The organism is Chryseobacterium defluvii, from assembly GCF_014204415.1.
Lineage (GTDB): Bacteria > Bacteroidota > Bacteroidia > Flavobacteriales > Weeksellaceae > Chryseobacterium > Chryseobacterium defluvii_A.
In genome coordinates, this window is record NZ_JACHLE010000001.1 from 733,089 (window position 1) to 753,523 (window position 20,435).

Genomic DNA, 20,435 nt, shown 5'->3' on the forward strand with positions numbered 1-20,435 from the left:
ATCCGTCTCAAACCCCGTGAAATTTTCACAAAATAACTAGTATTAAAAATAGGGCTACAAATTCTTTTTCAGGTGTTCCAATGCCTGAATGATCACTTCATCCCTTTTAGCAAAGCTAAATCGTATATAATCAGAATCATGCCTCGAATTATAAAAAGCCGAGAGTGGAAGACACGCCACCTTCTTTTCTACCGTCAGCCATTTTGAGAATTCCACATCCGTCATGGTTTTAGACACATTTCTGAAATTGACTATCTGAAAAACACTTCCCTCCGCTTTCTGCTCAACATATAAAGGAGTTTCCTTAACCAGTTCGTTAAAAATATCCCGCTTTCTCTGCATGGTACCCTGATTCGCGGAAGGGTCAAAAATTTCAAGATATTTTGCCAAAGCATACTGTGCAGGAGCGTTGGCACTGTATGAGATATATTGCTGATGGCATCTGAACCTGTGGGTCAATTCCTCAGAAGCCAGTAAATAGCTTACTTTCCAACCGGTAGAATGAAACATTTTACCAAAAGAAAAAATACAGAAAGTCCTTTTCCTGAGATTCGGGTGAATGAATGAACTGTAATGTTCAGTCCCGTCATAACAGTAAGTATCATAAATTTCCTCCGAGATCAGATAGATTTCCTTGTCTTTGATCAGCTCATAAAGCTGGTTCCAGTCATCCTGGCTTAAAATTTTTCCGGTCGGGTTTTGTGGAGAATTGACAATAATGGCTTTAGTTTTTTGTGAAATATATTGTTGAAACTTTTCCCAGTTAATAACAAAATCATTGTCAAGATCATAATATACCGGAGTACCGCCGTTAAGGACTATAGAAGGACCATAAGTATAATAGGAAGGCTGAATAACAATCACTTCATCTCCCTGGTTTAAAACGGATTTAAGAGATGTATATAAAGCAAAGGTGGCACAGGGAACAATACTTATTTCTTCTTTTTTGAGTTGCAGGTCATTTTTGCGTTTACTGTTAAACTTAATGATATTTTCAATTAATACAGGATTGCCGGCTAAGGGTTCATAATTATGGTTGTCAAGATCTGCTGACTCTTTCAGGTAGTATTTTAGGCGTTCATCAATGTCAAAATCAGGCAATCCTAATGAAAGGTCAAAACTTTGGTGGCGGGAAGCCAGTTCGGACATCTCGGTGAAAAAAGAGTAATGAGTAAATCCATAAATATTTTCCATCTATTTTGCATTTATATCAAATATAAGAAAAATAGGAATTCTATATAAATTAAATAAATTTTGCTATTTTTAGGCAAATTATCTTTAAAATGAAAAAAATACTTATTCCGCTATTTTCTGTTGCCTTGATGGTAAGCTGTGGAACATCCAAAGTTTCCAATACTACCGAAAAACCTGTTCAAACAGCCAATTCAGGTTTAAAAGGAGACAAAGCATTCCAATCTGCTTATAAAACCATTAAAGCCGATGATTTAAAGAAAAATCTGTATGTAATTGCTTCCGACGAAATGGGAGGAAGAGATACCGGAAGCCCGGGACAGAAAAAGGCCGGAGAGTATATGATCAGCTACTATAAAGGATTGGGAATTTCCTATCCGAAGGCATTAGGCTCCTTTTACCAGAAAGTGCCGTCTGATTTTATGAAAAAAAGAGGCGGTGGAAACCTGCCTGATTCTGAAAACATTTTAGCCTTTATTGAAGGAACCGAGAAACCGGAAGAAATTGTAGTGATCTCTGCCCATTACGATCATGTGGGGACACAAAACGGTGTGGTTTACAACGGTGCAGACGACGACGGAAGCGGAACTGTTGCCGTGATGGAAATCGCCAAAGCATTTCAGAATGCTAAAAATGCAGGAAACGGGCCTAAAAGATCAATTTTGTTCCTTCACGTAACAGGAGAGGAGCATGGTTTGTTCGGATCAGAATATTATACGGATAATCCGGTATTTCCGCTTGCCAATACCGTCGTAGATCTTAATATCGATATGATCGGGCGGGATGATGCTGAAAACAGAGGAAAAAGTTATGTATATGTGATCGGTTCCGAAATGCTGAGCTCTGAACTGAAAGTGATCAATGAAGCAGCCAATAAAAAGACAAATAATCTGGAGCTGAATTATAAATATGATGACCCGAAAGATCCCCAAAGATTATACTACAGGTCTGATCATTATAATTTTGCAAAAAATAATATTCCGGTTGCTTTCTATTTTGACGGGATCCATGAAGATTATCATAAGCCGACAGATGATGTGGAGAAAATAGATTATTCAATGCTGGAGAAAAGAACACAGCTTATTTTTACAACTGCATGGGATATAGCCAACAGAGCAGACCGAATTGTTGTAGACAGAAAGTAAAATTACATTTAAGAATAATTTAACAAACAAAAGTTGGAATGATCATTCCAGCTTTTGTATTTTTGCATCGTGGATAAGAGAGAACAAATAATTAACGCAGCAATGAAGCTGCTGACGGAGAAAGGAGTACAAGCTACCCCAATGTCGGCTATTGCAAAAGCTGCAGGAACCGGAATGGGGACTATCTATAATTATTTCGCCACAAAAGAGGAGCTTATTAATGCTATATATCTGTACATTAAAAGCTTGGAAATTCAGTTCATTACGCAGAGGACCCATGATGAATCTTCATTGAAAATTAAATTTTTAGAATACTATAAGGCATTTGTTGATTTCAACATCCACTATCCGGAATGTTTTGCTTTTATGGATCAGCTGCAAAATTCACCCATCATTTCAGAATGTACAAAGGATGAAGGTAAGACAGAGTTTTTACCGGTTTTGGAATTAATCAGGAAAGGTCAGGAGGATGGAATAATTAAAAAAATGAGCATGGATGCCATTTTACAATTCCTGGCCGGAACACTTACCACATACGTCCGATGGATGCTGAGCATTGAGGAAAATGATAGAGATCAGTACCTGGATCAGCAGATGAGAATGGTATGGGATGCGCTAAAGGAATAAAAAATTTTAAATCAAAAATGGAATGAACATTCATTCCAAAATTATAAATACAAAAAATATTGAACACAATGAACACAATTTTTATGACCGGAACTTCCACCGGATTAGGAAAAGCAGCCGTTAAACTTTTTGCCGCAAAAGGCTGGAATGTAATTGCCACCATGCGCAAGCCGGAAAATGAAACAGAACTGAATGAGCTTCCGAATGTAACCTTGATGGCATTGGACGTAACAGATAAAGAACAGGTACGCCGCGTAATTTCTGAAGTAGTTTCTAAATATAATGTAGATGTGGTTTTTAACAATGCAGGGTATGGTTTAGCAGGACCATTTGAAGGAGCAGATGAAGACCAGATATTCAGGAACATTAATACCAACTTGTTAGGAGTAATGAGAGTTACACAGGCATTCCTTCCTCATTTCCGTGAAAAAGGCAAAGGAATGTTTATTTCCACAACTTCCATCGGAGGATCTGTTACTTTTCCGATGAATTCCGTTTATCATGCCACTAAATTTGCCTTAGAAGGATGGAGCGAGAGTTTAACTTATGAGCTGGAACCGTTTGGAATTACGGTAAAAACAGTTGCTCCCGGAGGAATTGCCACCGATTTTGCAGGCCGAAGCCTCGATCTGTGTAAACATGATGCTTATGAAGAGATATTCTCAAAAGTATTCAATGCATTTACCAATCCCGAAAGACGCGCTGCTTACTCCAGTGCCGAACAGATTGCAGAAGTGGTATATGAAGCAGCTACAGATAGAAATCAACAGTTGAAATATATTGCCGGAAATGATGCCAAAGAATTATTTGAATTAAGAAATGCAGCAGGACAGGAAAACTTCCGGAAAGAAGTAAAGAAGATCTTCCTTGAAATATAATTTTTCCTATATAAAATGTAAAGCCTGTAACTCAGTTATAGGCTTTTTTATTGGATTTTAAATATATTTACTGTTCTTAAAAAACAATAATGATTATTCGGGAAGCTAGGATGGAGGATATACCTCAGATCCAGATTGTAAGAAATTCAGTCAAAGAAAATACATTATCGGATCCCGGCCTTGTAACAGATGAAGACTGTAAAGAATTCCTTTTCGAAAGAGGAAAAGGCTGGGTTTGCGAGATCAATAGCCGGATTGTTGGTTTTTCAATTATAGATATGAAAGAGCATAATGTCTGGGCTTTATTTCTACATCCGGATTTCGAGAAGCAGGGAATAGGGAGAAAGCTCCATGATGTAATGCTGGACTGGTATTTTGAACAGACTAAAGAAAACCTCTGGCTTGGAACTTCCCCGGATACAAGAGCAGAAATATTTTACAGAAAATCCGGTTGGAAGGAGACCGGAACCCACGGAAAAAGAGAGATCAAATTTGAAATGACTTATCATCACTGGAAAAACAAAAAAATATGAAACATACATTAAAATCTATCCGCCCGTTTATTGGTGCAGAAAACTTTGAAATCAGCAGGTCATTTTATTCTGATCTTGGATTTGAAGAAGTCATTTTAGAACCAAGTCTGTCATTGTTTAAAAATCAATCTATTGCTTTCTATCTTCAGAACACTTATGTAAAAGACTGGGTAGAAAATACCATGATCTTCGTAGAAGTTGAAAGTGCAGACGAATACTGGCAGGAGCTTGTAACCCTTAACCTGACTGAAAAGTATGAAGAAGTAAAGCTTACACCCGTGAGAACCATGCCTTGGGGAAAAGAATGCTTTGTGCATGATCCTTCAGGAATTTTATGGCATTTCGGTGAGTTTTTTTAATTACACTTATATCCGGGGCACAATGATCATAATACCGGAATAAATTTTTATTTTAACTCAAACTAATAAACAAAATTCTGATGAACGAGATCAATGAGGCCATTATGAAACAGGATTTCACATTGGCAGCAGCTTTATTGAAAAATGGCGGACAGTGGGATATACAGCCTTTCATGGCTGCACAGGCTTACCAGAGAATAATTGAAGCAAATGCATTTGAGCTTTTAGAATTATTTATAGAAAAAGAACATATCTCACTGGATGTTTTCGAATACGAAAAATTTGAATATACTATTTTCAGTATGTTTTCCAAAGCACCTGCTACAGAAGAGTTACTGGAATTTATGGATAAGCTTTTGCCTCAGATTGAAAACATAGATGATGAACTCATGGGAGTTACATGGCTGGCTTATTCTGTAGAAAACAGAAGTGCTTTGCCTTTCATTCAAAAACTCATAGATCATGGCTGTGATGTCAGCCGGATAAGTTCAAGAGGCGAGAATCTGCTTTTTTATACACAGGATATTCAGATTATCCGGTTTCTTCTGGACGAAGGATTAAATGTAAATGCACAGAATGCCGGAGGAAATACAGTGATGTTTGAGGCGATCGCCAGGAAAAACACAGAGCTTGTTGAGCTTTATCTCCAATATGGAGCAGAACTAAACATTCAGAACAAAAATGGAGAAACTCCTTATCATAAAGCATTCTTTACCGCTATGGATACGGATCTGGTTGAATTGTTATTTAATCATGAGCCTATCCGCCTGGACCTGAAAAATAAGAACGGCCAGACTTTTTTCTTTGAATTTGCAGATTACAGTCCTCTTTCCTGGGATACAGAAATTAAACTGATGCAAAAGCTGCTGGAAGCAGGAGCTGATATATTTCAGGCAGAAAGAAATGCCTATTATGAAGAAAAAACACCGGCACAGATCATTGCTTTAAAAAGCTTAGCCGGACTTGAGCTGGTCGCCGGCCAAGACGATTTTGATGCCAACAGGCAGGATAATGCAGGAAACAGCTGGCTGCATTATGTATGCTCAGAGAACCTTAATTATGAGCAGCATAAGGCGCAGGAGATGTACAAAAAAGTAAAGCTCCTGCTTGAGAGAGGAGCCAGCCCAGGCCTTGTGAACGATCAGGATAAAACCCCTGTCGATATGGCTCAGGATGACGATCTGAAATCTAAAACACTTTCTTTGTTACTAAAACATTTAAGCACGAAATAATGTCATTATCATTTATACAGGCCTGTGAAGCCGGGAAAAGAAAAATTGCGGAATTATTATTGGATCAGGAACAGGTAGCCCCTGGCTATACCGACGAAAAGGGCAGAACGGCATTACATTATGCGGCCCATCACGGGTTTACGGATATCTGTGAGAAACTTCTGGAAAAAGGTGCCGATAAGAATTATGAAGATCATAATGGAGAAACCCCGCTGTATTTTGCTTTCCTCCAAAATCAGACAACTACGGCAACTCTGCTTATAGAAAAAGGAGCTAATATTAATGTAAAAGACTATCAGGGAAACAGCCTGCTTCACCTGGCTGCACGGATCGGGCAGATAAAATTAACTAAAATCCTGATCGATCAGGGAATAGAAGCGGACATCGAAAATAATGATGGAGAAACTCCGTTAATAATAGCTTTTTACCATCTCAAAAAACCGGTTGTCGATCTTTTGATTGAGAACGGAGCCGATCCTTTCCAAACCACCAAGACAGGGGATACCTTACTGCATCTGGCGGTAAAACTAAAGAATTTCCCGCTTGTAAAATGGTGCCTGGAATTAGGTCTGGATAAAGATGCAGTGAATAATAAAGGCGAAACCCCTTTGCTGATCTCCTGTTATGATGCACAACGCCTGATCATCAAAGAACTGCTGAATGCAGGTGCTGATGTTTTTGTAACCAGTAAAGAAGGGCTGTCCCCAATATATGAAGCTTGTGGAAATAACCAGAAAGAGATCGTACAGATGTTTTTGGAGCGCGGATTAGATGTTAACTATCAGTTACCCGTACAAGGATATGAAAGCTATATGGACAGCTACCTGGAATATGTGGAAACAGCAACCAGCCTTTCCATGACGAGTACTTATACTCTGTATGGACGCTATACTTATGGAGGAGAGAGCCTGCTGCATCTGGCAGTAAAGAACGGGCATATTTTTATGGTTAAACTGCTGCTGGAAAACGGAGCCCATGCGGATATCCGTGACGGTTCGGAGAATACGCCATTGCATTATGCTACTGCAAATGGGAAGAAAGATATTGTAGCCCTGCTGCTAGACCATAAAGCCGATACGGAGATAAGCAATGTAAAAGAGCAGAAAGCCATAGATTATGCAAGTATAAAAGGTTTTAACGAGATTGTGCAAATGATCTTAGCCTATAATACCCAAAACGGGATCAACACATCTTTAAAGCCTGTAGAAAATAATCCTGCGAATACTCCTTCTTCTGCAGAAATTGGTATCACCAGGGAAGATGTGATGAAAAACCTGAAAGAGATCAAAGAATTACTGGATATGGGAGTGCTTACCCAGGAAGAATTTGATGCGAAAAAACAGGAATACCTTAAATTTTTATAAACCCCAAAATCCCGGAATCACAAACCTAAGAATCTCTGGGATGCTGATAATCGACAGATTATGATCTACGCTTTTGATACCTATTATTATGAAGATTATGCCAATACTATATGTATTGCTTTTGAAGACTGGAATTCTGAAAAAGAAAGTGATATTTTCAGAGAAGAAACAAGCATCACTTCCAATTATGAAAGCGGGGCCTTCTATAAAAGAGAACTCCCTTGTATATTAAGTCTGCTGAAGAAAATAGAGCTTAAAGAAGGGGATATCATCATTGTAGACGGCTATGTCACTTTAAATGAGGAAGGCAAAATTGGTTTAGGAGGCTATCTTTTTGACGCTTTGGAGCAAAAATTTCTTGTGATCGGAATTGCCAAAAACGAGTTTACCTCGCCGGATCCTTTAAGAAGAATCATTTACAGAGGCGAAAGCAAGACCCCGCTTTTTCTTACCGCAAAAGGAGCAGACGTAGATATATTAGTTTCTAAAATAGAGCAGATGCATGGCCCTTACAGAATTCCGACCCTTCTAAAGAAGCTCGATCAATTAACGAGAGAATAAGATTTTAGAGGAAAATTGCGATAGCTGATAAATGTCAGCATGAATATTATTTTTATTAAGTCTAAATAAATATAAATTTGTCTTAATAAATTTTATGACTCATGAAGAAGACATTTATCATTTCTGCTGTCCTGTTGTATCCAGCAGTATCTGCACAGTATTGCCAACCCGTTTTTCAGTACGGATCGGACAGTAATATGATAACCCGGGTTACATTTGGGAACATTAATCAAAACTCTCCATTCCAATCCGGAACCACGCCGGTATATGAAGATTTCACTTCATTGTCTACCGACGTTCAGGCGGGAGGGAACTATACTATCTCCGTAAAAGGCCCATCCAGCACATTTCCCAGCGATGCAGTTGCTTTTATTGACTTTAATCAAAATGGAAGTTTCAATGATGCCGGAGAAAGTTTCTATATCGGGCGCCTGTCAGCTGCCAACCCGGCAAATGCTTTCACGGTGACCAATACCATTACAATTCCGGCCAATGCCTCATTGGGAACCACAAGAATGAGGATCCTTAAAAACAGCAATACAGCAGCATATTCTGACCCCAATGCCCCGAGTTCCATTACTACAGCCTGTGATGCTTCTCTTCGGGCCGGGCAGGCAGAGGATTATTCAGTTAATATCACAGGGAGCAATTCCGTTTTTCCCGCTCCTTATTGTGGGGATCAGAACATTACAACCCTTACCGTAAGCGAAATAAGCAATGTGGAATTTGCAGGAGTTACCCGGAGCAGTACTATTGACGGCAGTTCGGCGACGATGGAAGATTTTACATCGACCATTTTTAATGTAAATAAGGAAAATTCATATCCGATCTCAGTAACCGGAGGAACACACGGGCAAACAACGGTTTCTGCTTATGCTTATATAGATTTTAATCATAATAATGCTTTTGAAGCTGAAGAAACATTTAATGTAGGATACCTGGACAATTCCAATCCTGTTTCCGGAACAGATTCGGGGACCGCTGCAGGGATCATCACCATTCCGGCAACGGCGTTATCCGGGCAAACCCGCTTCAGGCTGGTGAAAGCATATGAATCCAGTTCCTGGATGGGTACACTGGAAAATCTTCCCTGTCCTTCCGGCTGGTTTATTGGCCAGGTGGAGGACTATACTATCAATATCCTTCCTGCCGGCCTTTCAACACAGGAAGTTTTGAAGGAAAGCTTAAAAATATATCCTAACCCCACAACAGGGATTGTACATATCAAAACACCGGATCGTTTACGCAAAGTTGAAGTATTCAGTTTATCCGGCCAGAAGCTTTCAGAAGGGAATTCTGATATGATCGATATAAATCGGCTGGTTCCGGGAACCTACCTGATGAAGGTGGAAACGGAAAATCAAAAGACAACAGTCCATAAGATCATAAAGCGATAAAACACATATCTAATCATATCCATATCAATTTTTTGTTTTTTCGGACCGGCGAGGCTATGCCTCGCCGGTTTTTCGTTTTGAATATTATATGGACTTTTGACTACTTTAGTGATACAGAAAATACTAATTTCTATATTTGCAGGTCAAACAAAACAGATTAAATAATGATTGTAAGAAAAACCCTTAGTTTAGGTGCAGTTTTACGGTTTGCAGGGCATCATTTATGGTGGCTGACCTCTTATATGCTGATCGTTTCGGTTTTATATGGAGTCGTGGGATGGCAGTGGATCTCCATACCCTGGCTTCCTGTATCTTTGATTGGTACTGCACTGGCTTTCTATATTGGTTTCAAAAATAATCAGTCTTATGACAGGGTCTGGGAGGCCCGAAAAATATGGGGAGCTATAGTCAACAGCAGCAGAAGCTGGGGAGTGATGGTTAATTCTTTTGTACGCAACAGCCAGGATACACAGCTCACAGAGCGGGAGCTTCTACACATAAAGCAGACTTTGATCTACCGCCATATAGCTTGGCTTTATATTTTAAGAGACCAGTTACTTGTCCCAACGCAATGGGAACATGCAAGCCTTAGGGGCCTTTTCGGTAAGATGGGGCGCAGAAGGCAGGAATATGGAGGAATAGGATTGTTTAAGGATTATTTAAATGCGAAACAAAGAGAAAAATATTTTTCTGATGAAGCCGATTGGAAATCTGCTGCCAATAAGGCAACACAAATTATCAACCTTCAATCGCTGAAACTTGCAGAGCTGGAAGAAAAGGATATCCTGCATATGAGAAGGCAGCTCGATATGCAGAAAGTGCTTTCTGATTTCTACGACCATCAGGGAAGGGCCGAGCGGATAAAAAAATTCCCGCTGCCCCGTCAGTATGCTAACCTGAGCTTCATTTTCAACTGTATTTTTATTTTCCTGCTGCCATTGGGTATTGTTGCAGAATTTGCCAAGCTGGGTGAAGCAGGAGTCTGGCTGATGATCCCGTTCGGGACTGTTGTAGGCTGGATCTATGTGGTTATGGAGCTTATCGGCGACTATTCCGAGAATCCGTTTGAAGGATTTGGTACCGATGTTCCCATGCTTTCCATTTGCAGAACCATTGAAATAGATCTTCTGCATATCCTGGGTGAAACAGATATCCCGAAACCTATACAGCCTGTGAATGATATATTGATGTAATTCATCTTTTTTCAAAAAAACATAAGTAAAAAATGAAGAAGCTTTTAAAAGTATTAAAGAGAATATTAATAGCCCTCCTTTTACTGATTATAGTATTGCTGGCAGTCACCTATCTTTATGTAAAGCAGCCCCAATTCGGGGCGCTGCCGGAAGGAGCAAGGCTGGAATTTGTGAAGAGGTCGCCCAACTACAGGGATGGTAAATTCAGGAATCTTATAGAAAAACCGATCATTACTAAGGGATATAGTGTCTTAGGCGAGCTGAAGAAAACGGTTTTTGAAGAGTTTCCACATCGTGAACCTGTAGATTCCCTGCCATCCATAAAAACAAACCTAAAGGTTATTCCGGCAGACCAAAATGTAATGGTGTGGTTCGGACATTCCTCCTTCTTCCTGCAACTGGATGGAGTAAGGATATTGGTGGATCCTGTTTTTTCCGGTAAAGCCAGTCCATTACCGTGGGGCGTAAAATCCTATAAAGGCAGTGACATCTATACTGCCGAGGATATGCCGGAAATTGATTATATGCTTCTTTCCCACGACCATTATGACCATTTGGATTACGAAACGGTAAAAGCATTGCAGCCTAAAGTAAAATATGTGATCTGCGGCCTTGGAGCCGGAGCCCATTATGAAAGATGGGGATATTCCTCTAAGCAGATCCTGGAAAAGGACTGGGGAGATGAAGTGAAAGTGAAAACCGGTTTCAGTATTTTCGCAGAAACCACACATCACAGTTCCGGCAGAGGTTTTAAGTCAGAACAAAGCCTCTGGCTGTCATTTTTCATCAAGTCACCGGCTTTAAATATCTATTATAGCGGCGATGGCGGTTATAGTGAAAGATTTAAAAAGATGGTTGAAAAATACCCAGCCATAGACTGGGCAGTTATGGAATGCGGACAGTATAACAAAGCCTGGCAATCGGTGCACGAGCTGCCTGAAGAAGTAGCGCAGGCAACTACGGAGCTCAAAGCAAAGAATATGCTTCCGGTGCATCACTCCAAATTCACACTGGCACAGCATCCCTGGGATGAACCATTGAAAAGGATTTCGGCCCTGTCGCAGGCAAAACCATACCGTCTGGCAACTCCTATGATAGGTGAACTGATCAGGCTGGATGATCCGTCACAGGTGTTTCAGCAATGGTGGAAACATGTAAAATAAAGAAAATTTCACTAGTTCATAAAAACATGAAACAGTTGATATAAAAGCGTAAACCTTCTGCTCAGGCCGAAGGTTTTTTAATTTAATTGTTTATTATAATGGCAGACTGCATTGGAAACAATGGAACTGATCATATTAAAATCATACTGATCCCTATGAAAACCATATATTCCGAATTCTACCATAAGTTTTCTGTGAAAAACACTCAAAAAATCAATGTCATATAATACCTGTATCACATTGCCGGCCATAAACTCTTTATATTCTGATGAGGAGTAATAAGAAAGATGATTGTTAAATCTTTTAAGCTCCTCCAGTTGTGATTGTGTGATTTGCTTAGCCATCATTATTTTTTTTAAAGATACAAAATCCGAATATCTTTTATACCCAGAGAATTGAAAATCTGATTATAAGTTGGTATTAAAATTTGATATTCAGATATTAAACTCCTGTATATAAGAGTCTCCAGCTATTGGACAGAACTTTGAAACAGTAAATATTTGAAGATTTATTAATCAATATTTAATAATTATTTAACGGGTAAGGGTAGGGGTATTGTTTAGTTTTGTGGCATGAAAACTTAATTAGTTTTTTCATATAATTATTTGTATCAATTTTAGCTGAGAGCTATCCTGTTTCAGGATAGCTTTTATATTCAGTTCTCTCTCCAAATCATTCACAGAGCAAAAAATACTCTTTTGTGCCAATTTCTTAGCAGTGAATACTATCAAAGGATCCACTTAAAAACTTTTTACCAGGCCAATACCGATACTTTTATCCTGATAAAAGGGAATGATCGCTGTTGAAGTTTTTTTATTTTTACCCCCAAATAATGAATTTATTTTAGGGTATAACCAATAAGCCAGTTCTGTTGACAGAATACCAAATCCGGCACCAGCGATAACATCACCCACCCAATGCTTATCATTTAACGTTCTGTAAACCCCAGTAAACACAGCTAAAGAATACCCGGAAATACTTAACCAAAAATGGGTGTCCTTATATTCCCTGAACATGAAATGTGCCGAGGAAAAAGCGGTTGCCGTATGACCGGACGGAAAAGAAAGATTATTGGATTGGTCCGGCCTTTCCTCTTTCACAATATGCTTTAGCGGAACAACCATTGAAGCGGATATCAGTTGTGAAGTAGCATAGATGATGGTCCTGTCCCTGAAATTGTGCTTTCCTTTTATACCTGCTGCATTTAATTCATATACCAATACGGCAGGTGCATACTGTGTATAATTATCTAACCGTATGTGGTCAGGCTGGTGCTCACTGATTTCGTGCCGGGTGGAAGAATTAAGCTGTTTCAATTCGTCTACTTTGAGGCTGGCTACTCCGTAACCAATAAAAACAGCCGGCACGATGAGGCTTTTATAATTTAACGATTTCTTTTGGGGATCAGAAATCATTACGCTGTCCTGCCTGGGTTTTGGGACCGTATCATTAGTCTGAGCGGCTAATTTTGTGTAAACTGATAATAAAATAACAATGAACATTATTATTTTTTTGTAATGTGCTGACATTGCTTTAAATTCTTTCATTGATGAGTTGAATATTCACTTTCTTGAACTTTGTCAGAATTTTTTTGCCATAATCCGTATGATAGTGATGGTGGGTAAGGACATGATAATTTTCTGCCGACCATTCCTGATCAGTATAGTACCTGCCAAGACAGGTCTCAAACTCAAGCCGGATTGCCTTTTCATATTCCGGATAATTAATCCGGGCAAAGTGGTACAGATCGGCATCACATAAGACTTTTTCTTCAATAGAGCCTGGGTTTTGCGGAAATCTGGTGGCATCAATACACTTTAAAACGGTTTCGATGAAGCTGTTGCGGCATCCGAGTTTTTCCAAAAATTCTGCAGCTATTCTTTTGCTTTCCTGTTCATGCCCTATATATTTTTTTGTATATCCGCAATCATGAAACCAGGCTGCCGTTTCTACAGTAAGCATTTCTTCTTCCGTAAGATTACTTTGCCTGCCGATTTCTATTGCTGCTTCCACAGCTTCGATCGTGTGGCTGACTGTATGAAAATGAAGATTATCCGGGAGATGATGGGTGAGAAATGCTATCGCATACTCCTTCACTTGTTCGATCAAATTTTCCATAGTGTTATTAACTTTAGTTTTTCATATTCAGAATTTATAGCTGTAGCCTAAACGAACGACCTGAGTTTCGTAATAGTCATCACTGGTATATCTAAAGTCCATACCCCGGATCTGTTTTTTAGTAACCAGTGTGTTCAATAAATCAGTAGCATTTAAGAAAATCTCTCCTTTACCTTTCTGAATTGCCTTTTTCAGACCTGCATCTACTGAAAATCTTGAAAGTATTTTCCCTTGTGGTATGATGTCCGGAGCCAGATATACTGCTGTCAACTGACCGTCCCATCCCTTTGCAAAATGAAAAACATTATTCAGCTTAATATTTCCGGATAAGGCTGTCTGCTTATTGGCAGAAAATATATTGGGTTGCGGATACAAATTTTCTACGGTAAAAGCATTGATCTGATTTCTATACAGGTTTCCGTTGATATTAAAGGAATACAAGCCTGAAACTTTTTGATTTAATATAGCTTCTAAACCCGTATTGTAGCTTTTTCCCGCATTTTGAAATACAGCATACACCAATGTACTTCCCGGAACAATACTTGAAATTCTAGTGATCGTGCCCTCAGAAAAACGATGATACAGGGCACTGTATAAATATCCGCTGTTCCAATTATGCTTATACCCTAATTCTATGGAATTGGTAAACTGCGGACGCAGAGTGGGATTTCCTACTTTTATGATTTCTGCATCATCATATTTTGGGAAAATACGGATGTCTACTTCATTGGGCCTGTCCACCCTGCGGTTATAAAACAGGGACAATTTATTGTTTTCATTGAATTTATAAGCTAATCTGAAATTAGGGAAGGGTTGTGTATAATGATAGCCGTCACTTTTATAGGTCGGATGATCAGGGTTTACGTCATACTGAATATTTACATACTCTAATCGCAGTCCTAATTCTGCTTCCCATGTTGAATTTTCAAAAACATAATTACCATATAAAGCAGGGATTATTTCTTTATAAGTTGCCCAGCCTCCCGCACTGGCATCTAAAACAGAATGGGCTCCGGGAATAAAGTTCATATTGGTCGGAATGCTCCTGTTTCTGAATTTGAAGCCGGTTTCTATACGTCCGTATTTTAGAGGCTTGATATAATCTATATTAAAATCATATACTTTTTCATCCGATAATAGTTTGAAGGCATCTGTTCCCGTAGTGTCAGGTAAGTAATTATCATAAAAATACTGTTCATTTTCACGGTGAAATGTGTAATTGAATCCTATATTGAGCAAATGTCCCGGCTCCTGAAATTTATGTTGGTAGCCGGCTGTAGCCATTACTGTAGTTTTGATCTCATCTTCCAGAAATTGCCAGAGACGTAATCGCTGTGACAAATCACCATTGAAGAAAGGCTGGTCGCCTCTGTCAATAATTTTTTCATTGCCATACATCCCTGAAATGGTAAGTGTATTTTGCTCGTTCATGGTCCAGTCTATGCCGGCTTTTGTGGTAAGGAAGTTGGTATTCCTGTTTCTTTTTAATTGGGAGTTGATCACAGTTCCATCATCATAGTTGCGAGTTACAAATTCATTTTTGTTCAGCGTTTGTGTATAGAGATTATCGGCCTGTAGAAAGATATTTACTTTGTCTTTTCTGTAATTAAGTGACAGAGAGGGATTGATCTTCGGAGTGAAAGTATATTGTGGTCTTATCGTTGGAAGGTTTTCTTTCCGTACCCACAGCGAACCTGTTCCATAAGTAAATCCTGCTTTGCCATTAAAACCGTTCTGCTTATTTTTCTTCATGATAATATTGATGATACCGGCATTCCCATTGGCATCATACTTTGAAGAAGGATTATTAATGATCTCAATTTTATCAATGGCAGACGAAGGAATGTTATCTAATCCTGTCTGGCTGCCAAAGCCGGTTAAAGCCGTTTGTTTACCATCAATTAATACCGTTACTTTATCATTGCCTCTTAATTGTACTTTTCCTTCCTGTACAGTGATGCCGGGAAGATTTTGCATACTCTGCAACACAGACCCGCCACTTTGACTGATATTGTCTGCTACTGAAAATGTTTTTTTATCCATTTTATGATCAATAGTGTTTCGCTTACCTGTAACCACTACCTCTTGTATGGAAGCCACTTTTTCCTGCATTTCAATAGAAGGAACCTCCAGATATTCTGAAAGGCTGCCTATAAAAAGCGGTTGCGTTTTAGTCTCATAACCGGAAAAAGAGATCTGTAAATTATAATTTCCCGGTTTTATATTATTAAAAGTAAATCTGCCTTTGTCATTGGTTACCGTACCGGATATAAATGCCTCATCCTTACTGCTTGTTAAAATTGCATTGGCATAAGGAATGATGGTTTTATCTGAAAATGTTTTTACCTCTCCTGAAATGGTTACAGAAGTGATCTGCGCAAAAGAACAGGTAAAAGATTGGAGAAAAAGGATGAATAAAAAAATGAAATTCTTTTTTTGCATGAAATTGTATCTTAAAATTTTATGATACAAAACTGCGAACTGATTTAGAAGAAATTTTGAACAGTGATTGTTATACATTTTATCTGTTTAAAGATAGTACAGTACTAAAGAGGTTCACTACTTATTATTCTTTCATTTTTCCGTTTTTAAACCTTTCACTTGCAGTCTGATAATAAGAAATAGTCTGAGAAACCAGAATTTTATTCTGATCCTTCACTTCAGACATTGATTTTTCTTTTTCAGAAACCATGAATTGCTTTATCCGCTTACGGTCATCTATTTGAGTAAACTGATTGCCTTTTAGCATTCCTAATGTTCTGTAATTTCCAATGAATGCCCGTTCATCTCCTGCTTTCATCAGGTTAACATCCTTGCCATATAAAGCGGTATTATAATTCCATCCCAAATATCCGAGCAATGTAGGCACAAGATCTATTTGAGAGGTTAGCCTGTTTATTTTTTCAGGTTTGTGAGGCAGATTATAAATGATAGCAGGAATATGGTGTTTATCAATATTGATCTCCCATTTTCCGGCACTGCTTGCACAGTGATCAGCTACGATCAAAAACACCGTATTGCGGAACCACGACTTTTCTTTAGCATTCATTATGAACTTGCCTAGTGCATAGTCAGTATATTTTACGGCAGCATTCCTGTTGCCTTGAGGAAGGTCAATGGTTTTAGCAGGAAAAGTATAAGGTTTATGATTAGAAGTAGTCATAATGAACTGAAAGAATGGAGTGCTGGTTGTTGCGCTTTTATCCGCATATTGAATTGCCTGTTTGTATAGATCCTCATCACAAATTCCCCATGCATTTTCAAAACTCACTTCATGATCCGGGATTTTATAACGATGGGTTGCTATTTTATCTGATAAAGGATTTCCCCTGTCCCTGTCCACAATATCAAATCCCTGTCCGCCGAAAAAGTTATTCATATTGTCAAAATAGCCGTCACCACCATAAATAAAGTATGGATGATAGTTTTTCTGCCTTAATACTGTTGCTATGGAAAACAGGTTTTGATTATCCGGTCTTCTTACAATACTATTTCCCGGGGTAGGAGGAACACACAAAGTAAGGGCTTCCATGCCTCTTACCGTTCTTGTTCCGGTAGCATACAGATTAGTGAAGAAAATACTTTTTTTAGCTAAATTGTCATAATTGGGAGTAAGATTTTCCTTATTTCCAAATGCCGACAGGAAATCTGCGCTGAAACTTTCAATGGCAATAAGTATAATATTAGGATGAGCTTCATTATTACCCGCTATATATCGGGTTATATTGTCCCACTGACTGGAAGTATATCGTTCGTTTTCCTGTAACAGGTCCTTTTTTACAATAGAGTAGGCTTCCTTTTCAGGAAGTTTGGGATAGAAAGTTCCATAATCAAGCTCATTAGACCTGAAAGCAGCAAAAAATGAATACACTCCATTTTTCCCAAGCTCATTAACGACCAGGTTATTACTGAACTCGGCCTGTTTATTTTTTGTGACAGATGATAACAAGAAGGTAATAAATAACAGGGGAATTGCATAGACAGCCCGGATTTTAACAGGCTTTTGATCCGAAAACGTACTTGCAAAAGCTCCGGTTCTGTATAATAGGAAGAAAGTAAGAGCAACTAAACTCAGCAATACTCCAATAATTAATGGTAACGGATAAGATTCATTGATATTGGAAACTACTTCGTAAGTGTATATTAAATAATCTACAGCAATAAAATTAAACCTTGCACCAAATTCATCCCAAAAAGGAATTTCGGCCATTAGACTGAAATAGATAATGATAAGAGCTATTGCAAGATAAGTGTAAGTAAAAATCTTATCAAATAGCGTTCCTGTCCATTTTTTTGGAAATACCAGAAGGTAAACAGCATAAAGCGTTAAAAAAAACAATCCTGTTGCCAGATCAAAAACAAATCCTGTGAAAAATGTCCTCACCAGCGATATGAAATTAAAGTCCACATCTTTAAAAGACCAGATAAAAAATGTGACCCTTATCAAAAATGAAAGGAGAATGTATAGCCCTAAAACAGTGAAAAATGCTGAAAATCTGCTCTTAAAGATCTTTCCTTTCAGAGATCTTGTCTTTGTACTCATATCTTACTCGTTAGAAACGGGTAAAATGCGGGCTCAATTTTGAAGAAATTTTGAATTGCGAATCAATCACAAATTCCTTTATCAAAAATTAGTAAATTTTTGGGCGTAATTTTTACAGGTATACTGAAAAAATGTGATGATCATTCTCAAACTTATAGCTGATCGTCCAATGATGAAAGCTGCTTATTTCCTTAATGATAGCCAATCCCAGACCACTTCCACTATTATCCTCGGATGCCCTTGAAAACCGTTTGAAAAGAGACTCAGTATTTAATTCTTTCTCCCCGAAATTAGCAACCTCAAACGTCGAATTAGTCAATGTGACCAAAACAGAATTATTAGGTAAAGTATGACGAATGGCATTGATCAATAAATTGTTGATTAGGATCTCTGTTAAGCTGCTATTACCATTTATTTTTATATCAGGAGAAATTTGAGTTTTAACAGTAATGCTTTTTTGCTCAAAATGTTCATGCAATACATCCAAGCTTTGCCGTAATAAGCTGTCGAATCCTATGACCTCAGAATTATCAAACTGGCTGTTATCAATTTTTGCCAGTAGCAGAAGGTTTTTATTGATGCGTGAACTTCTCGTTAAAGCTTTATTCATGTCTTCGGCAATATCATATTGCTTTTCTGTCAGATCATCATCCTGTAATAAAATATCCAGTTTGTTTTTTAAGATTGCCAGTGGCGTCTGTAATTCGTGGGATGCATTTTCTGTGAATTCTTTTTGGGTTTTATATACGGATACACTATGTTCTATCAATTTGTTCAGTGATTGATTAAGCTCTTCAAATTCGGTTGTATCGGTTGTATCAAATTGAATATGGCTTTGAGTATTTAGATTAAATGTTTTGAGCTTGCCCAAGGTATCTTGAAATGGTTTCCAGACCGAAGCTGAAAGTTTCCTGTTTAAAAACAATAAACCGGCTACAATAAGTATAAAGAAAAAAACAGTGGTAACGGCAATGGCGGCAATAGTTTCCTGTGACTCTTCAATATTGGTTTCAACGGTAAAGCGAAAAGGCCTATTACGCAGGTGAATGATGGTGGAAAGACATCTGAAGCGGTCAATATTAGAGTCGGTGGAATAAGATTTTTGTTTTAAGATGGTAAAAACACTGTCCTTTAGGTGGTCTCCGTTTTTTATATTCTGGATATTGGTTCCCGGCTGAATATGATTCCAGAGTGCAATACTCTGATCGAGCTGTTCATCTGACAGCTTTAGTCGGTTCAAGGCATATGATGTTTTGTCCACAACAATTCTGTTGTGCTCATCCAGTTCATTCTTCCAAATGGTATCCACCACAAAGTAATACACCGGAATACTTATGATAAGTATAATAAGCACATAGATTAGAAATGGCCTGGTTGCCTTACTTAATAACGGTTTCATCTTTCCGTTTGTTAGTTGTTTTCCCATTTATATCCTGTTCCGTATACTGTTTTTAAATATTGGTCACAACCTGCTTCATGCAATTTCTTTTTCAGGTTTTTTACATGGGCGTAAACAAAATCATGATTATCCAGCATATCCGCAAAATCGCCGGAAAGATGTTCTGCCAATGTACTTTTTGAAATAACCCGGTTTTTATTCCCGATAAAATAGATAAGCAAATCGAATTCCTTTTTGGTAAGGGTGATGGATGTATCGTTTACAGATACTGTTTTTGCCAGCAAATCGATCTGCAGTTCATTTTGCCTGATGATATTGGAGCTGCTGAACTGTTTTCTGCGGATAATAGAGTAGATGCGGGCCGTAAGCTCAGAAAGATGGAAAGGCTTGGTAAGATAATCATCTGCCCCGACCTTAAGGCCTCTAATTTTATCATCCAAAGCATTTTTTGCCGAAATAATAATAACACCGTCTTGTTTGCCCTGGCTTTTCAATTCTTCCAGAATTTTTAAACCATTCCCATCGGGCAGCATAATATCCAGTAAGATACAGTCATACTGATACGCTTCTATTCTGTTGATCGCCTCACCAAATGTGGTGGCAAATTCACATAAATAGTTTTCCTTTGAAAGATATTCAGCAATACTTTTAGCCAGCTCTTCTTCGTCTTCTATGATCAGGATTTTCATGCTGCAAATGTAAAAATTCAATTTAGAAGAAATTTTGAAGAAA

At 38.3% G+C, this 20,435-nt stretch carries 19 protein-coding genes; 11 read left to right on the forward strand and 8 right to left on the reverse strand.

Annotated elements, in window-relative coordinates; all coding sequences use genetic code 11:
• Positions 1 to 54 precede the first annotated feature (54 nt).
• Positions 55 to 1,194, reverse strand: coding sequence for an aminotransferase class I/II-fold pyridoxal phosphate-dependent enzyme (locus HNP38_RS03280; RefSeq protein WP_184184387.1), 1,140 nt, complete (start codon positions 1,192 to 1,194; stop codon positions 55 to 57).
• A gap of 89 nt (positions 1,195 to 1,283) precedes the next feature.
• Between HNP38_RS03280 and HNP38_RS03285 the strand changes: the two genes are divergently transcribed.
• The 11 genes from HNP38_RS03285 (at position 1,284) to HNP38_RS03335 (ending at position 11,643) form a co-directional block, all read left to right on the forward strand.
• A complete protein-coding gene (locus HNP38_RS03285; RefSeq protein ID WP_184184392.1) occupies positions 1,284 to 2,336 on the forward strand; it encodes a M28 family metallopeptidase in 1,053 nt (350 codons plus the stop codon).
• Positions 2,337 to 2,405: 69 nt separating this feature from the next.
• Entirely contained in the window at positions 2,406 to 2,963 is a 558-nt protein-coding gene (locus HNP38_RS03290; protein ID WP_317166694.1) for a TetR/AcrR family transcriptional regulator, read from the forward strand.
• 68 nt (positions 2,964 to 3,031) lie between these two features.
• On the forward strand, positions 3,032 to 3,841 hold the full coding sequence (locus HNP38_RS03295) for an SDR family oxidoreductase (protein WP_184184397.1): 810 nt from the start codon (positions 3,032 to 3,034) through the stop codon (positions 3,839 to 3,841).
• An 89-nt stretch (positions 3,842 to 3,930) separates the two neighbouring features.
• Complete coding sequence (locus tag HNP38_RS03300) at positions 3,931 to 4,374, forward strand: GNAT family N-acetyltransferase (RefSeq protein ID WP_184184400.1); 444 nt, start codon at positions 3,931 to 3,933, stop codon at positions 4,372 to 4,374.
• Complete coding sequence (locus tag HNP38_RS03305) at positions 4,371 to 4,733, forward strand: glyoxalase (RefSeq protein ID WP_184184403.1); 363 nt, start codon at positions 4,371 to 4,373, stop codon at positions 4,731 to 4,733. The genes HNP38_RS03300 and HNP38_RS03305 overlap by 4 nt, the downstream gene beginning before the upstream one ends.
• Before the next feature lie 80 nt (positions 4,734 to 4,813).
• Complete coding sequence (locus HNP38_RS03310) at positions 4,814 to 5,965, forward strand: ankyrin repeat domain-containing protein (RefSeq protein WP_184184406.1); 1,152 nt, start codon at positions 4,814 to 4,816, stop codon at positions 5,963 to 5,965.
• Positions 5,965 to 7,329 (forward strand): ankyrin repeat domain-containing protein, encoded by a 1,365-nt coding sequence (locus HNP38_RS03315; protein ID WP_184184409.1) that lies wholly within the window; start codon positions 5,965 to 5,967, stop codon positions 7,327 to 7,329. Before HNP38_RS03310 ends, HNP38_RS03315 begins: the two co-directional genes overlap by 1 nt.
• A gap of 60 nt (positions 7,330 to 7,389) precedes the next feature.
• Positions 7,390 to 7,890, forward strand: a complete 501-nt coding sequence (locus HNP38_RS03320; protein WP_184184412.1) for an endonuclease V — start codon at positions 7,390 to 7,392, stop codon at positions 7,888 to 7,890.
• 101 nt (positions 7,891 to 7,991) lie between these two features.
• Positions 7,992 to 9,287, forward strand: coding sequence for a GEVED domain-containing protein (locus HNP38_RS03325; protein WP_184184415.1), 1,296 nt, complete (start codon positions 7,992 to 7,994; stop codon positions 9,285 to 9,287).
• A gap of 164 nt (positions 9,288 to 9,451) precedes the next feature.
• A complete protein-coding gene (locus HNP38_RS03330; RefSeq protein ID WP_184184418.1) occupies positions 9,452 to 10,480 on the forward strand; it encodes a bestrophin family protein in 1,029 nt (342 codons plus the stop codon).
• Between the two features lie 32 nt (positions 10,481 to 10,512).
• Positions 10,513 to 11,643 (forward strand): MBL fold metallo-hydrolase, encoded by a 1,131-nt coding sequence (locus HNP38_RS03335; protein WP_194299324.1) that lies wholly within the window; start codon positions 10,513 to 10,515, stop codon positions 11,641 to 11,643.
• A 77-nt stretch (positions 11,644 to 11,720) separates the two neighbouring features.
• Here the strand turns inward: HNP38_RS03335 and HNP38_RS03340 are convergent, their stop codons facing one another.
• From HNP38_RS03340 to HNP38_RS03370, 7 genes are all read right to left on the reverse strand, one after another.
• Entirely contained in the window at positions 11,721 to 11,987 is a 267-nt protein-coding gene (locus HNP38_RS03340; RefSeq protein WP_228460923.1) for a hypothetical protein, read from the reverse strand.
• 396 nt (positions 11,988 to 12,383) lie between these two features.
• A complete protein-coding gene (locus HNP38_RS03345; protein WP_228460925.1) occupies positions 12,384 to 13,145 on the reverse strand; it encodes a phosphatase PAP2 family protein in 762 nt (253 codons plus the stop codon).
• A 31-nt stretch (positions 13,146 to 13,176) separates the two neighbouring features.
• Positions 13,177 to 13,761 (reverse strand): HD domain-containing protein, encoded by a 585-nt coding sequence (locus tag HNP38_RS03350; RefSeq protein ID WP_184184427.1) that lies wholly within the window; start codon positions 13,759 to 13,761, stop codon positions 13,177 to 13,179.
• A 27-nt stretch (positions 13,762 to 13,788) separates the two neighbouring features.
• Entirely contained in the window at positions 13,789 to 16,203 is a 2,415-nt protein-coding gene (locus HNP38_RS03355; protein ID WP_184184430.1) for a TonB-dependent receptor domain-containing protein, read from the reverse strand.
• Positions 16,204 to 16,327: 124 nt separating this feature from the next.
• Entirely contained in the window at positions 16,328 to 18,304 is a 1,977-nt protein-coding gene (locus tag HNP38_RS03360; RefSeq protein ID WP_184184433.1) for an LTA synthase family protein, read from the reverse strand.
• Positions 18,305 to 18,416: 112 nt separating this feature from the next.
• Positions 18,417 to 19,703, reverse strand: a complete 1,287-nt coding sequence (locus HNP38_RS03365) for a sensor histidine kinase (RefSeq protein WP_184184436.1) — start codon at positions 19,701 to 19,703, stop codon at positions 18,417 to 18,419.
• A gap of 11 nt (positions 19,704 to 19,714) precedes the next feature.
• On the reverse strand, positions 19,715 to 20,392 hold the full coding sequence (locus HNP38_RS03370) for a response regulator transcription factor (RefSeq protein ID WP_184184439.1): 678 nt from the start codon (positions 20,390 to 20,392) through the stop codon (positions 19,715 to 19,717).
• Positions 20,393 to 20,435 lie beyond the last annotated feature (43 nt).